Origin of the sequence: Microcoleus sp. Pol12A5, from assembly GCF_036701435.1 — a bacterium.
Classification (GTDB): Bacteria; Cyanobacteriota; Cyanobacteriia; order Cyanobacteriales; family Microcoleaceae; genus Microcoleus.
In genome coordinates this window covers 1-14,401 of the sequence record NZ_JAUBQU010000140.1, presented here as the reverse complement: position 1 = coordinate 14,401, position 14,401 = coordinate 1, and the positions used below count along the sequence as shown (strand labels likewise).

The 14,401-nt window shown below is 46.6% G+C and carries 14 protein-coding genes; 3 read left to right on the top strand and 11 right to left on the bottom strand.

The window, feature by feature from the left end:
- A partial coding sequence (locus QUA45_RS24790; protein WP_333222394.1) for a sensor histidine kinase occupies positions 1 to 228 on the top strand: 228 nt, incomplete at its 5' end.
- 76 nt (positions 229 to 304) lie between these two features.
- Here the strand turns inward: QUA45_RS24790 and QUA45_RS24785 are convergent.
- The gene (locus tag QUA45_RS24785; RefSeq protein WP_333222392.1) at positions 305 to 946 is read right to left on the bottom strand and encodes a ceramidase domain-containing protein; all 642 of its coding nucleotides are present in this window, start codon (positions 944 to 946) and stop codon (positions 305 to 307) included.
- A gap of 78 nt (positions 947 to 1,024) precedes the next feature.
- Here QUA45_RS24785 and QUA45_RS24780 point away from each other — a divergent pair, with 78 nt between their 5' ends.
- Positions 1,025 to 1,447 carry a DUF2809 domain-containing protein gene (locus QUA45_RS24780; protein WP_333222390.1) on the top strand — a complete coding sequence of 141 codons (423 nt, stop codon included), beginning with the start codon at positions 1,025 to 1,027 and terminating at the stop codon, positions 1,445 to 1,447.
- A gap of 151 nt (positions 1,448 to 1,598) precedes the next feature.
- On the opposite strand, the gene QUA45_RS24775 is transcribed toward QUA45_RS24780, so the two are convergent.
- From QUA45_RS24775 to QUA45_RS24765, 3 genes are all read right to left on the bottom strand, one after another.
- Complete coding sequence (locus tag QUA45_RS24775) at positions 1,599 to 2,027, bottom strand: DUF202 domain-containing protein (protein WP_333099771.1); 429 nt, start codon at positions 2,025 to 2,027, stop codon at positions 1,599 to 1,601.
- Positions 2,028 to 2,247: 220 nt separating this feature from the next.
- Positions 2,248 to 3,663, bottom strand: coding sequence for an LCP family protein (locus QUA45_RS24770; protein WP_333099769.1), 1,416 nt, complete (start codon positions 3,661 to 3,663; stop codon positions 2,248 to 2,250).
- Between the two features lie 105 nt (positions 3,664 to 3,768).
- Positions 3,769 to 4,143 carry a hypothetical protein gene (locus QUA45_RS24765; protein ID WP_015179569.1) on the bottom strand — a complete coding sequence of 125 codons (375 nt, stop codon included), beginning with the start codon at positions 4,141 to 4,143 and terminating at the stop codon, positions 3,769 to 3,771.
- Positions 4,144 to 4,388: 245 nt separating this feature from the next.
- Here QUA45_RS24765 and rpe point away from each other — a divergent pair, with 245 nt between their 5' ends.
- Positions 4,389 to 5,090: a ribulose-phosphate 3-epimerase gene (gene rpe, locus QUA45_RS24760; RefSeq protein ID WP_015179568.1), complete on the top strand. Its 702-nt coding sequence runs from the start codon at positions 4,389 to 4,391 to the stop codon at positions 5,088 to 5,090.
- A 257-nt stretch (positions 5,091 to 5,347) separates the two neighbouring features.
- On the opposite strand, the gene QUA45_RS24755 is transcribed toward rpe, so the two are convergent.
- The 7 genes from QUA45_RS24755 to QUA45_RS24725 all read right to left on the bottom strand — a co-directional run bounded on the left by QUA45_RS24755 (position 5,348) and on the right by QUA45_RS24725 (position 14,053).
- Entirely contained in the window at positions 5,348 to 9,961 is a 4,614-nt protein-coding gene (locus QUA45_RS24755; RefSeq protein WP_333222388.1) for a DUF4347 domain-containing protein, read from the bottom strand.
- Between the two features lie 310 nt (positions 9,962 to 10,271).
- On the bottom strand, positions 10,272 to 11,054 hold the full coding sequence (locus QUA45_RS24750) for a DsbA family protein (protein ID WP_333099766.1): 783 nt from the start codon (positions 11,052 to 11,054) through the stop codon (positions 10,272 to 10,274).
- Positions 11,055 to 11,484: 430 nt separating this feature from the next.
- Positions 11,485 to 11,997, bottom strand: coding sequence for a hypothetical protein (locus QUA45_RS24745; RefSeq protein WP_333222386.1), 513 nt, complete (start codon positions 11,995 to 11,997; stop codon positions 11,485 to 11,487).
- A gap of 116 nt (positions 11,998 to 12,113) precedes the next feature.
- Positions 12,114 to 12,557 (bottom strand): hypothetical protein, encoded by a 444-nt coding sequence (locus tag QUA45_RS24740; protein WP_333099763.1) that lies wholly within the window; start codon positions 12,555 to 12,557, stop codon positions 12,114 to 12,116.
- Between the two features lie 77 nt (positions 12,558 to 12,634).
- On the bottom strand, positions 12,635 to 12,817 hold the full coding sequence (locus QUA45_RS24735) for a CsbD family protein (protein WP_333099762.1): 183 nt from the start codon (positions 12,815 to 12,817) through the stop codon (positions 12,635 to 12,637).
- Between the two features lie 386 nt (positions 12,818 to 13,203).
- Positions 13,204 to 13,410 carry a hypothetical protein gene (locus tag QUA45_RS24730; RefSeq protein ID WP_333068742.1) on the bottom strand — a complete coding sequence of 69 codons (207 nt, stop codon included), beginning with the start codon at positions 13,408 to 13,410 and terminating at the stop codon, positions 13,204 to 13,206.
- Between the two features lie 415 nt (positions 13,411 to 13,825).
- Complete coding sequence (locus QUA45_RS24725; RefSeq protein ID WP_333099761.1) at positions 13,826 to 14,053, bottom strand: hypothetical protein; 228 nt, start codon at positions 14,051 to 14,053, stop codon at positions 13,826 to 13,828.
- Positions 14,054 to 14,401: the final 348 nt, after the last annotated feature.

The window sequence follows — 14,401 nt, the reverse complement described above, 5'->3', positions numbered from 1 at the left end:
AAAATTGTCAATAGTTCTCAGGATATTTCTTTGAGCGAGCGCGATCGTATTTTTGAGCGATTCCATCGCGGTGACTCGACTCAGATCCAAAAAATCGAAGGTTCGGGATTGGGATTAAGTTTAGCAAGGGAAATCGCACGGGCCCACGGCGGCGATATCAAACTAGATGCTGCAATACTTGGTCAAACAGGGTTTATACTGAGTTTACCTGTGGGCGATCGCGATTAACCTTATAGCAGTGAAGCAGGACGAGTTATCTTAGCTAAGACTTGGGCTAATTCGGATTTTTAAACTTCATAGATCCCTAGTCCATCATAGGCCTGTTGAGGATTAATGCTCTTGCTGATAAGTACAGCAAAATACCATTACAAAGATGCCAAAGAAAATGGGTGCCAGTTGAAAAGTAAGGACAAACCGCCCGATCGAGAGTTCGGAATGTAAGGGCTAACAGGAATACCCCCGATGCTGCTAATAGAACAAATGGCTCACGCTTTTGCTGCTGATAGTGATATACTCCAAGCCCTAATAACACCAAAAATGCAGGAGCATAAGAAAGAGAACCGTTGAGAACATTTGTAAATTTATTGCTGAAGTTGCTGACCAAGAAAAATCCTACGAGCAATCCTCCTGCATATCCATATTTCATCCTAACTACTTGACGGCTATAGAGCCATAAAAATCCAAGCTGAAAGAGCATAATAGGAATCACATCTAGTAATCTTGCCCATGGTGTCGCAAATGTATGAAATAGGGCACTTCCAATACCAATACTGGTAGCTAAAGTAATCAATATCCAAATACCGATGGGTACTTTTTTCTGTCGCCGAGCCAATTGGAAAATAGCCCCTGCTGCAATGAGAAAAGAAATATTAGATACAGCATTTAGTGGTTCACCCCATAAACCAGGCATCATACGTTCGCAGTAAAGATCGATGTAATCCTTCATCTCATGTCACTGTTCTGGGACTAGAATCCATACTACAGCAAAAGCGTAAAATTGAATAAAAAACCTGTCTCAAATTTAATGACTTCCCCAATTTCTCCCGATCGCCGTTTTTTTAAATATCGAACCGCCCTGCTCATCAGTATAATCGTGATTATCCCTTTAGGTTACATAGTGAGATTTTCTCGCGGCCCTGCACCGGAATGGTTCAACGACTCTTTTGGGAGCATAGCTTATGAGGTATTTTGGATTTTGCTGGTTGTTCTGATCTTGCCGCGATTTTCGCAAATTAGGGCGGCTGTAGCTGTGTGTCTAGCTACCTGCGGAGTAGAGTTTCTCCAACTGTGGACACCTCCGTTTTTACAAGCAATGCGAGCTACTTTACCCGGAAGGCTGATTTTGGGAAATCACTTTAGTTGGTCAGATTTTATCTCTTATTTTCTGGGAAGTTTTTTAAGTTGGTTGTGGGTGCGATGGCTTCATTTCACTTGCTTCCGCTTGTAATTTGTACTGCATTTAAATTGTATATTTCGATGAGCAGATCGAAAGTCAAATGCTCTCCCCATCTCTCGAACACCATAGACAATCTAGATGCACAAAATCTTAATGATATGGTTGCGGTTATTTTCACTCAATTCTAAGCGATCGGGTTAACTTAGAATTGAGAATTTTTAGGAGTTGAAGTGGGAGCTATATTTCCGCGATCGCGCCATAGCAACAACGGAATGCTTAACGTTCCTAAAATCATTACAACTCCAGTCAGAATCCCAACTAGCACACGATTTGGGCGATAATCACCTCGCTCAATTTGCCAGAAAACTCGATTATAACGCCATGCTGCTAAGGCAATGACCGCAATTCCAAAAACGACCAGACTCAGCCCTAAAGTTTCTGAGTTGAAGAAGGGAGGGGAGGAAACTTCTTGCTGAGTCACTGTAGCTTGAAATTGACGGAGAAATAAACTGAACCGACTGATCGCCAACCCAAAACCAATTAAAGAGAGTGAAGTTCGTAACCATGCAAGAAAGGTGCGTTCATTTGCCTGATGTTCTCGCTGTCGGTCTATTTTAGGACTCTTGTGCATCAACTCTACCTTTATAAAATATTTTAAGCTTTCCCTCGTTGATTATTGTTTCAGTTCAGATTGCGGAGGGAAGTATCGGTATTGCGATCGCGATCCATCATCACCAAAAAAGATAGTATCAGTAAATCGACAAAAAAGCGATCGCCTCCATTTCTATCAACACAAAATAAGAGGACACAGCATTGCTGTGTCCCTACAAATACCCCAGTTAAAATCCAGTTTAAAAAGACTTAGCCGCCCCGCCGGACTGAGCCTTTTTCTCCAACCAATCCTTACCCAATCTGATTGTCACGTCTGACTGCAAAGCACCGGTACTCTCAACCAGCACATCTCCAAAACCCAAAAACTGGCGAATTGCTTGAGCACCTTTAATATCGCCCTGTTGAGCTACTAGAGTAGTTACCTCCAGCGGTTCGGGCCAAGCTTTATAAACCTGAACATTCCGATAACCGGCTTGAGTCAAATTATTGACAAAAGCTTCAACAGCAGATCGATCGCCGGTACTATCTTGAATCGCCACCTTCAGAAAAGTCGCATCAGCATTCTCAATTGTCCAAGTATTCTGGCCGAAGTCAAAATGTTCCGCCACCATAGTTTCGATGCCATATTGGTCTGGCAACCAAAAACTCGCCTTGTAATCTTTCGCATCGCTGAACTTGCCGGGAACCATCAACATCTGCACGCTAGCGCGATCGGTTTGAGTAGCAAAACCAGCTAAAGCCACCAATTCTTCTATACTCAAATTGGTATCAAGGTGAGACTGAATCACCGACAAAATCTTCGGCAAGCGTGACAGCAAACCTACATTAACTTCCTGTTCCACAAAAGCCCGCATCAACAATTGCTGGCGCTGCACCCGCCCAATATCGCCCAAATCGTCGTGCCTATAAAGCAAGTATTGCACGATTTGTTCGCCGTTGAGTTTCTGCTTGCCAGCCTTTAAATTTATATATAAATGCTGGCTTTCATCGGTATACTTCATGTCTTTAGGGACATTAATAGTAATGCCACCAAGTGCATCGACCAAGCTTTTGATGCCTTGAATATTGACTGTGACATAGCGGTCAATTCCCACCCCGCCCAAGAGTGCGCTGACTGACTTGGCTGACGAAGCCGGGCCACCGTAGTAATTAGCTTCGTTTATTTTCACCTCGCCCCTACCTTCCACATAGGTGCGGGTATCTCGCGGAATGGAAAGCACGCTTAACTTTTTATTTTGAGGGTCAAACCTGACCAACAGCATGGTATCGGTTAACCCCTTGAAAGAGTTCTGCCACACCTCGTATCCCTGCTCCTTATCGGCATGACCGTCAATGTCTGAACTCAGAACTTTAAGTCCTAAAACTAAAATATTAACTGGGCGAGTCAGCTCCGGCATCTTCATGTTGAGCTTTGCCATGTCGCCTTGAGAAAATACTGCTGCTTCTTCAGGGCTCAACTTTTGTTGCTGAAGCGGCGTTGTGGAAAGGGACACCGCTAGCAACGCTCCGGCTGTGGCTGAGAGCATGGCTACTCCAGCCAAACCAAAACCAAAACCCAGCCAGCGGCCTCGATGGGGCTGGGAAGATTTTTTGGTTGAAGGTTGAGCAGTTGATTGTTGGATAGGGTCTTGATTAGGAATTTTTTGAGCTGGCACTGGCTTCCTCACACACAACAAAAATAAAAAAAGATAATGGCAATATGTAGTATCAAGCTGAAGACGCAATCAATCAATACCGTAGGGGCTTAAAAGAACCCTAAATTATGATAAATGTTTGCCCACTACTTGCTCGGCTACGCGGCTAATTCCGGGCAACCATAGGGGTTGACGCTTCCAGAGGCGAACCATCAGTCCCAGAGCAACGATGAAATAGCTGGTTGTTAGCAGGCTACTCATTAATAACATGGGAAGTGTCGGAGATTCCGCAGAAATCGCTCCAGCTTCTAAAAGAATATGTCCTAAAAGCCAACTAAAAGCAAGGGCAATTGCCAAGCGGCTGACCGCTTTGCGTTCGGGGCTGCCCTGACGGCGGTAAAGAGTCCACAGGGCCGGGAAAAAGCCGATGACTGGGATCATTAATACAAACAGACTGGCACGATCGAGTTCAGGATTTTCTAAGGGATCTGTTTTTTTCATAATTCGCTACTCAAAATTTGCAGAAGGTCAGATTTTGCACACAAGTTATTTGTTAGAGGGAAAATTTATATCCTAAACCAAAATTCCCAGAGCTGGGCTGGGGCGCGATCGCAAAACTTGTCTGTCAGAGGCAAAATTTTTCTGCCCTCCCAATCTCGCGACCGATCGTTGGCAACTTTTCGACCCGGAGACCCGTATTTTGATAAACTGGATACAGCACAGCAGACAGGAGAACAGACTTAGCCATGACCCAATCCCAAAAATCAATTGTTATTGCTCCATCCATATTATCAGCCGATTTTAGCCGTCTTGGAGAAGAGATTCAGGCGGTCGATCGAGCTGGGGCTGACTGGATTCACGTAGATGTGATGGACGGTCGCTTTGTTCCTAATATTACTATCGGGCCGCTGATTGTTGAGGCAATTCGCCCGGTTACTACCAAGGTGATCGATGTCCACTTGATGATTGTGGAGCCGGAGAAGTACGTCGAGGACTTCGCTAAGGCTGGTGCTGACATTATTTCGGTTCACGCCGAGCATAATGCTTCCCCTCACTTGCACCGCACCCTCGGCCAAATTCGGGAATTGGGCAAAATGGCTGGTGTGGTTCTGAATCCTTCTACGCCGCTGGAGTTGATCGAGTACGTGCTGGAACTTTGCGATTTGGTGCTGATTATGAGCGTCAATCCCGGCTTTGGCGGTCAAAGTTTTATCCCGGCTGTTTTGCCGAAAATTCGTCAGTTACGCAAAATGTGCGACGACAAGGGCCTCGATCCTTGGATTGAAGTAGATGGCGGTTTGAAGGGGAACAATACTTGGCAGGTTCTGGAGGCGGGCGCAAATGCGATCGTCGCTGGTTCTGCTGTGTTTAAGGCGAATGATTACGCAGCGGCGATCGAGGGTATCCGCCACAGCAAGCGCCCGACTCCAGAGTTGGCGGCTGTTTAATCAAAAAATCGATCGTGTCCGGTGAATTACCCATAATCAAAGTGGTTTGTAGTGATGACTTTAGTCCTTATTGGCTCAAAGATTTAAGAAAGGACTGAACCTCACTACAAACTTATGATGGTTAGATCAGCCCACTTAATAAGTAAGCTCATCTAGTTCAGAAAAAATTAAATTTTGAAAAAGGCGATCGTATATTTTGACTCATATCAAGTCCGATTGCATCTTGCATCGGACTTGATATCATTTGGTTGAACTACTTACAGGATTGCAAAATCTGCAACATTAATCAGGCCTGTTGACACATTGCTGAGAGTTGCTAACAGTTGACCGGAACTGGTAACTCGGATCGAAGTAGAATTATTTTCTACAGTAATGCTCAGTTGGGAGAAACTTAAACCGCCTGTCAAGCCGATCGCATCGCGACCATCTTGAAAGTCTAAAATAATCTCGGGGCCGTTGTCGATACCTAAGATAAATCGATCGTCCCCAGTACCTCCAATCAAAGTATCATTCCCCTCATCTCCAAATAACCAATCGTCCCCAGCACTACCCAGTAAACTGTCTTCATCCTTGCCGCCATACAGAGTATCGTTTCCAGCATCACCGTTGACGGTATCCTGACCTTCATTGCCAAACAACAAATCGTTGCCCAAACCACCACACATCTGGTCTTGAGCGCCAGCGGAGCCGATCGCCAAAGGGCTGCCAATATCCCCGTACATAGTATCTTCTCCGTCGCCACCACAGAGAGTATCGCTGCCCTCATCCCCAAACAGTACGTCGTTGCCCAAGTCTCCTAGGGCCAAATCATCACCCTTGCCGCCACGCACTGTATCGTTTCCATTACCGCCAGAAAGCGAATCTTCGGCTTCTTGCCCGTTCAGGTAATCATCGCCACTGAGGCCAAATAGCAAATCGCGACCTGTAGAATCGATATCTAAAGAGTTAAGAGTACCACCGTATAATGTGTCGTTACCCTCATCCCCAATTAAAGTATCGCTCTGTTTGTCTCCAAAAATTATGTCATCATCTTTGCCACCGTAAGCAACATCTTCGTTCTCGCCCGCAAAAATTAAATCATCTTTAGCACCCCCGTTGAGGTAATCATCGCCCTCATTGCCAAACAGCACGTCGCTATCTTTGGCAGAGGGAAGAATGGTTGTATTTCCTAGATCGATGCTGAGGTAAGATCCGCCATAAATATTGTCATTGCCAGTGAAGCCAACCTCCAAGTCGTTACCATTTAAGCCGTCGATATTGTCATTGGTAATCGAACCCTCCAGAATGTCGTCGCTTTCTGTACCGTTGGTGGTGGTATTTGTTTGGTTGGGGCCGCGAATACCAGTCTGGCTGGGAAAGGTTATCTGCTTGCAAATGCAATCTTCGTCTTGAGTTTCTGGAGTTGGCGTCGGAGTTGGAGTCGGAGTTGGCGTCGGAGTTGGCGTCGGAGTTGGCGTCGGAGTCGGAGTCGGAGTCGGAGTTGGAGTTGGCGTCGGAGTCGGAGTCGGAGTTGGCGTCGGAGTCGGAGTCGGAGTTGGCGTCGGAGTTGGAGTTTCCGTTGGAGTTTCCGTTGGAGTCGGAGTCGGAGTTGGAGTCGGAGTTGGAGTCGGAGTTTCCGTTGGAGTTGGCGTCGGAGTCGGTGTTTCCGTTGGAGTCGGAGTCGGAGTCGGAGTCGGAGTTTCCGTTGGAGTTGGAGTCGGAGTCGGTGTCGGAGTTTCCGTTGGAGTTGGAGTCGGAGTCGGTGTCGGAGTTTCCGTTGGAGTTGGAGTCGGAGTCGGAGTCGGAGTTTCCGTTGGAGTTGGAGTCGGAGTTTCCGTTGGAGTCGGAGTCGGAGTTTCCGTTGGAGTCGGAGTCGGAGTCGGTGTCGGAGTTTCCGTTGGAGTTGGAGTCGGAGTCGGAGTCGGTGTCGGAGTTTCCGTTGGAGTCGGCGTCGGAGTCGGCGTCGGAGTCGGCGTTGGAGTCGGCGTTGGAGTCGGTGTCGGTGTTGGTGTCGGAGTTGGTGACTCCAAGTCGTCATTTACGATCGTACCTATGCCCGTCGCTTTAGTGATAGTCGCATTGACAGCGGTGCTGAGGTTGACGTTAAATGTTTCGTCAGTTTCAAACTTAGAATCGCCGTTGACAGCAACAGTAATGGTTTTTGTCGTTTCCCCGGCATTGAAGATGACGCTGCCTGTGGTCGCCGCGTAATCGCTATCAGCAGTGTTAGCAGTACCGTCTGAGGTGACGTAATTGACGGTGACGGGCAAGCTAGAAGCTGCTGAGAGAGTGGCAGTAAAGGTGGCGCTAGCAGTACCCGTATTGCCCTCGGTAACAACTACATCACCGATCGAGATACTAGGGCTGTCATCATTGGCGATCGTAGCAGTGGCGGTGCTGGTGGTGATAGTCGAACTTTCCGGCGCTGCGGTCAAATTTGGGTTGCTGAGGGTGACGGTAATTGTCTCGTCAGGTTCAACTGCGGTTTCGCCCAAGACATCCACAGCAATAGTTTTAGTTGTTTCGTTGGCGGCAAAGGCGATCGTCCCTGTGGCGGTAGTAGCCCCAGCAGCATTGATATTATTGTAGTCTGCGCCGTTGCTCGCGGTACCCGCGATCGCATAATCTACTGTACTCGCTACCCCCGTGCCACCGCTGCGAGTGACGGTGAAAGTGACGGGTTGAGTGCCCGAGTTGCCTTCAATTAAGGAACCTGTTGCTGGATTTGTGAGTGCGATCGCATAAGCAATCGAGTCATTGGCTGCAATAGTCACCGTAGCATTGCTGCTGGCCGGTGCGATCGCATAATTCCCATTTCCCAAATTCAACCGCAGCGTTTCTGCAACCTCCGGTATTGCGTCATCAACCGGAGTCAGAATCACATCCACAAAGCTTTGCCCGTTGGGAATAGTGACGGGAAAGGTACTGCCCAAATTGTAGTCAGCAGCAACAGCGGTACTACTGCCATCAATGGCGAGATTCACCGTCAAATTACCGACTGTGCTATCACTGCGGCTGACACGGAAAGTGCCTGGATCGATAGGAGTTTCAGCGGCTGAATTATCCGGCGCGGTGATGCTGACAATCTGCTGTACTTCAAAAGCGCCGATGTCAACAGCACTGCCAGAAGGCCGAGTTAAGCCACGCTGATCCGTAGCAGGTGCGATCGCGCTGTTACCCGCCTCGATCGCGGGACTACCTACATTCAGCGCGTGGGTTTGCGTGGGGCCGCCGTTATTTGCCAGCGCGGCGAGATTCGGATTGATGGGAGTGCCAGCAGTGCCTACTAGATCGCCATTAACACCGTTTGTGAAGCCAGCACCAGTACCGTTGCCAATTAAGTTATTGCCCTCACTTGTAAATGTGCCGTCTACATCGGGGTTTAACGGAGCCGTATTCCCAGCAATGATGGTGTTGCGGACATTTGCCGTCAAGGTATTGAAGATGCCGCCGCCTTGGTTCGTTGCACTATTGAGAGTAAGAGTGCTGCTTCTCAGATCCAGCGTGCCACCATTTCTGATCGCGCCAAAGTTAGTTGCCGTGTTCGCAGAAAACGTGCTGTTGGTAATCGTTGCCGCGCCGCTGTTGACAATGCCGCCGCCATTTTGTGCAGCCCGATTGCTGTTAAACGTGCTGCTGGAGACACTTAATGGCTGGGCATCGTTTCTGATCGCACCGCCATCAGCCGCCGAAATGTTGTTAGTGAAAGTGCTATCAGCAATGCTCAAGAGTTCGCTCCCGCCTCGGTGGTAGATCGCGCCGCCACCGTCGGTGTTTTGAGAACTATTGCCATTAAACGTGCTGCCAGTAATGTTTACTGTACCGCTATCGATCAGGATGGCACCACCGCCTTGGCTAGCTGCCGTCGCTGTGTTTTCGGTGAAAGTGCTGCCAACAATGTTTAAAATACCGCCACCCTGCCTGATCGCGCCGCCGCCGAAAGCAGTAGCGGTATTGGCAGTAAACGTAGAACTCGTGATGGTCACCGTGCCGCCATTGTTGAAGAGAGCACCTCCTGCCCCAGCGACATTGGCGGAGAAGGTAACGTTTGTAAGGTTCAGGGTGACACCAAAGGCGTTATTAATGCCACCAGTCCCGTTAGCAAAGATGAGGTTAGAAATGCTAACAGGGCCGGTATTAGTGTTAAGTATCTGCACTGCGCTGTTACCGCTGACTGTCAGGTTGGCTGCCCCAGGGCCGTTCAGACTCAGGCTTTCATTAATAGTTGGCAGTGTCGTAGCAAGGGTAATTGTGCCAGTAATGCCAGTCAGGTCAATAATATCTGGGCCTGCAGTAGCATTCGCTTGGGTAATGGCATCTCGCAGCGATCCTAAGCCGGAGTCGTTGGTGCTGGTGACTGCGAAAGTATTTAAAACACGATCGTAACTTGCGATCGCCTCTTGGGTGAATGCCAAAGGTGTTTCAATCGAACCAATTGTTACTTCTAAATCCCAGTCACCGCCTAATGCAGCACTTCCTGTCAGGTTTTTGGAGGCGGCAATGTCTGCACCTGTGAGTTGATTGAGGCGCTGCAAGAACGATCGCCCTGCTATCGGTGGGGCGATTTCTGCAGCCACGTTGCAACCGTACAGGAGGATATCGGCGTTAGGGGCTAAAGCCTTTTTCCACTGCTGAAGTCGATCGCCGTATTCGTCTAGGTTGTCAGAATTTAGCTGAATTGACCCCAGTTGCAAATTTCCAGGCCCGCCGTGAGAAACAATGTGAACGGCGTCCAGATCGGTGTAGCTAGCTAATAACTCTGTAATTTGCTCGACTCCATCCCCCGCCCGATCGAGTATAAATATCTCTTTCCTTGGTTCGGGGCTTGGTGCAAGGCTTTGATAATCTTCAACGGTTGGGTCAATGACAACTATTTGCGTAATTTTTTCCATGATCGATTTTCCTCGTAGATGCAAAGGAAATGGAGCTTAAAAGCGACGATCGTCTTGCCAAAAGAATTCAAATTAGTATTGACAAATAATTATTTGAATCCACTAGCTAGGTTTGGGAAAGCTTGTAAAAGGCAAGATATAAGGCTTAAGTCATAAGCAGCTTAGAGTCTTACTAAGACAACACAAGGAGCAAATTTGTTCCCAATCGCAAAAATTAGTCAGTAAATATAGCTATCAACCCGATCGCGCATTCGAGCCCCGACTTCTTTAAGAAATCGGGGCTCTGTTCTGTTTATTCAGGTGGGCTTTCTTATTTCGAGACAGAGGCGAGAATGCTTTCCATCTCAGAAAGCTCGATCGCCCCGGAGAAAGTTTGGCCGTTCATAATAAAAAATGGAGTGCCTTCAATGCCCAGTTGTTGAGCGAGTTGCACGTCTTTGGCAATGGCGGCTTCGGCGGCGGGGCTGTTGCGATCTGTGTTGAATTTATCTAATTTTAGATTGAGCTTTTGGGCGATCGATCCGTACAATGGTTCGCCTAACTCTTTCTGCCCTTCAAACAAAGCGCTGTAATATTCCCAAAATTTCCCCTGTTGTTGGGCAGCCCAAGCTGCTTTAGCTGCTGGCAGGGCTTGAGGGTGAATTGAAGTCAAGGGAAAATGCTTGTAAGCTAAAGTAACTTTGTCTTGGTGTTTTGCCATAAACTGCTTGACAGTATCGTGAGCGCGCGCGCAAAACGGACATTGAAAGTCAGAGAACTCTAAAAGTACAATTTGCTGGGAAGGTGATCCCGTACTCGGAGAATCTCCAATAGCAGATTTGGGATTAGTTTTCATCTCCTGCAAAAATGACTGCTGCGCTGCTTTGAGAGACTGCTGCTGCTGTTGCTGGTACGCTTGTACCGACTCTAAAATTACTTGCGGGTTTTCGCGGATAATCTGCAAGACTTGCTCTTTCAACTTGGGATCGACTGAATTGCCAGCCGCTGACTGGGCGGGGGAACAACCGATAAATACCAGGCAACCTACTAGGAGTGCAGCAAAGCACAGGGCTTGCTGGCTGCGGAGTTTTCGCCAAATAGTGGATACGTTCATCTTTTTTTTCTGATTCACGGCAACACTTAATCGTACATTTAATTTTGCGGAGTGTCAGGTATACTGCTGTTGACTGCTGTCGAGCTATTTTTAGCTTTGACCAATAATTAGGCATTGGCACTCGGTAATTCGTAGTCGGTAATTACCAAGGGATGTTAATCTCTCTAACAGCTACGAGTGCAATAATTAAGATTTCAATCATCGGGATTTATTAAGTATTATGTCTCCTCGAACTACCGCAATCAAAAAGGTTTGTAATGAGGAATTGAGTCCTCAGCATCTTATGAGAACTAAATTCCTCACTAGAAACGCGATCGCGGTTATTTTACAGGAGTAGATATATATAAAAGATAAAAGGACGATCGCCCAGGCGCTCGTCCTTTTATTTGCTGCAGGTATTATCCGCTTTTAGGCTTGGCTGAACCGGAGATTATTTGCGGTTGTTGAGCCATTTAGCCGCAACTATTCCCAAAATACCAGCAACAATTGGATTTCCCAAAAACTTCATCAAACTCGGCTGTTCTGCCAGCACTTCTCGGAAAATATCTGGGTGATTGTGATAGGTAAACGAGGCCAGCTTGGTAACATCGTCAGCATTCATGCGGCTGGCGTGGTGGGTAGAAAGTCTTAGCTGCTTTTCCAATTGGCGATCGTCCAATCCTCTCTTGCTCAAATGCTTGAAGAATTCCCGCGCCACGTCGTCGCGTTCGTTTGGCTTAATTTGGGCGATCGCCTTTTGCAATTCCGGTTCCAACTGCGCCGGCGGGAGGGAGTCGTGATTCAGGGAACGCCCGAATAATTGTTTGCGCTGAGCAGGCGAAGTTCTCTGAGCAAAATCGTCAAAGTTTTCGTAATCTTCACCAGTTGTCTCCGGCATCATTTCTCGATCGCCCTGGGCTAAATCGTTCATGATTTGACGCTTGTAATTATCGCTGCTACTCATGGTAACTCTCTTCCAATCTACACAACAGTTCAGTATTAAATTGAGATGGTTTCGCTTTCAAAAAACTGCGGAATATTAAACCGCCATGCTGCTATCATTTAAGCTTGCTAACCCGGTCAAGACTTGTATTCAATCTGATTTGATTGTTGGTCGTACTTAGCGGTCAAAATCAGTTTTTTATCAGGAGCATAAACTAAAACACTTATATCCTGATTTGGGAAATTGCGGTGAAAACCTTGTGCTAAAGATTTCGCCAAATCTTTCACTTCATTAGGGCGGACTTGCGGGGTGATTACAACTCCCAATTTGTTATTGTCGCGCACGTAAGCATCCTGAACCAAGCCATGAGCCGTCTTTGTTACCCATTGACCAAAATCTTGACCTGCTGCAGTATTGCCACGTTCTAGCTGGGCGTAATAACCCTGACTGCCACCAATTGCTCCAGGTACATCACTCGGTTTTTGGGCTGAAACGCTGGGCGCGCAGGCAGTAGTAATAGCCAGCATTAATACTAATAGCACGCCCGCAATTATTTTGCGACTCTGCTGCAATAAACTCACCTTTTTTCCTCCGTTCTGAAAACAAGTTGAATACTTGAAAGGGTCAGGTTTCTCGACCCTTTCAATTAGTATGAAGCTTAGTCTAGTTTCTTTTTGAGCTCATCTTTTACATCTTCGATCGCGTGACCAGCTTCAGCTTTGGCCTGCTTGGCTTTGCCTTCTGCTTTATCCTTCGGGTCGCCAGTAACATTGCCTATGGCTTCTTGAGCAGCGCCTGCGATGTTGTTGCCAGTTGCCTTTGCTCTATCTTCAACGCTCATGGTTTTGTACCTATGTGTATCTAATTTGACATTTTTTACTTAAACTCATCATAGGTAACCAGGAACTGCATTGCACTCTACCTCTAGGAAGAAACAACGAATAACAAATGGAATAGGGAATATGGAATAGGGAATATGGAACAGATATTTTCCGTCTTGAAGCAACTGCCACTTTCCTACTTATTTTTTTTGTACCTTTTATGCTGGTTGTAATGAAGTAGTTATGTTAAAAAAAATCTTGGGTGTACCGGTTACCATACACCCAAAAATTTTTAAGTAATAAAAAAATCTTTTAATTTTTTTTATTTAATTCTGCCTTCTGCGTTCCCAAGGCGAGTGTGGGCAACACCACATTTTACCCACACCCTCAAAAAAACCTATTAGTTTTAATCTACCTTGTGATGACATTCTTCATCTATTTTGTGCTGAAGTTCTTCTTTTAACTGTTCTACAGCGCGCATAGTTTGAGCATCTTCTTTTTTTTGCTGACCGAGGGCTTTTTCTGTTTCCTCACTGAGCAATATTTCCCTAGATTTTGGTAGCGTGACTTGATTTTTGCTGTCCGTGTGGTTCGCGTTTTCTTGACTATTCATTAGTTTTTCCCCTATTGTTTGCAAAATTTATTTTTAACAAGGGTACTTAGAAGTTAACCTTATATATATTATAAGGGACATCACGAAGGCTTTCCTCTGTCTGAAGGGAGATAGGGGCTGGTGAAGAGTTTTGAGTTTTGAGTTTTATAGTTAAGATAAATTACGGAAACTTCCATTAGCCCCAAAGGATATAGCTGAAGGAGAATAGTGCGTGAGATTGCTTGCTCAGTCGCAAGGCCCGGACAGTGAAGGACTTGGGGAAAGGGGAGGAGGGGGGAGAATTTTTCTGTGGCGCGATCGTCATAAGTACCTTTTGTAGTTTGTTTGATGAGGCTATTTCGACAGCTTTGACATACTCCCCGACCGTCGCGGATGGAAATTCTAATTCATGGTTCATCGAAATCCACTTGCTATCTCAAGGTGCATCGTCAATAGTAGAGGGGGCATTCTCCCCACGCTTTCCCTCTTTAGGGGCGGATTCCCCTTGCCCAGAAATACCGTTTTGCTGCTCCATCCCTAGCACCTTCAATCCCTTGTTCACAATAGTTAAAGTCAGTGAAGGAGTCGCCTCCTCCACTGCTCTCCAAACCAGAACGTGATAGTTGCCCATCATTCCGATCCTCAATAAAACGGCTGTTGTCATCAGTACGTCATTACCAACATATCATTTTCCCACGCCCAAAGGCTTGGTTCCAGCAGTGGCTTAGGTTTAGCACTTTTGCAGCTAGATTTGTGGCTCTTTCGTACTTACTAGGCTAAAATTTTAGTAAATAGTTTGTATCAAAGTTAATTCTGAAAACATAATGACCAAACTGCTAAACCTACCCGGAGTTACAGCACTTCCGGATGTTATGAGGTACAATAGAATCGACTAAAAATAATATACCAATGAAAGCATACTCAGTAGATTTGCGCTCCTTTCATAGTAGCAGCCCATTTAGAACAGAAGCTGTCGATCAGAAAAACAGCAGAAATATTTGCCTGCAGTAAA

Bases quoted from the DNA above. Each gene is read 5' to 3' on its own strand.
- QUA45_RS24785 (WP_333222392.1), bottom strand. From the start codon at position 946: ATGAAGGATTACATCGATCTTTACTGCGAACGTATGATGCCTGGTTTA.
- QUA45_RS24735 (WP_333099762.1), bottom strand. From the start codon at position 12,817: ATGAGCGTTGAAGATAGAGCAAAGGCAACTGGCAACAACATCGCAGGC.
- QUA45_RS24730 (WP_333068742.1), bottom strand. From the start codon at position 13,410: ATGAATAGTCAAGAAAACGCGAACCACACGGACAGCAAAAATCAAGTC.
- QUA45_RS24780 (WP_333222390.1), top strand. From the start codon at position 1,025: ATGACTTCCCCAATTTCTCCCGATCGCCGTTTTTTTAAATATCGAACC.
- QUA45_RS24725 (WP_333099761.1), bottom strand. From the start codon at position 14,053: ATGACAACAGCCGTTTTATTGAGGATCGGAATGATGGGCAACTATCAC.
- QUA45_RS24755 (WP_333222388.1), bottom strand. From the start codon at position 9,961: ATGGAAAAAATTACGCAAATAGTTGTCATTGACCCAACCGTTGAAGAT.
- rpe (WP_015179568.1), top strand. From the start codon at position 4,389: ATGACCCAATCCCAAAAATCAATTGTTATTGCTCCATCCATATTATCA.
- QUA45_RS24745 (WP_333222386.1), bottom strand. From the start codon at position 11,997: ATGAGTAGCAGCGATAATTACAAGCGTCAAATCATGAACGATTTAGCC.
- QUA45_RS24765 (WP_015179569.1), bottom strand. From the start codon at position 4,143: ATGAAAAAAACAGATCCCTTAGAAAATCCTGAACTCGATCGTGCCAGT.
- QUA45_RS24775 (WP_333099771.1), bottom strand. From the start codon at position 2,027: ATGCACAAGAGTCCTAAAATAGACCGACAGCGAGAACATCAGGCAAAT.
- QUA45_RS24750 (WP_333099766.1), bottom strand. From the start codon at position 11,054: ATGAACGTATCCACTATTTGGCGAAAACTCCGCAGCCAGCAAGCCCTG.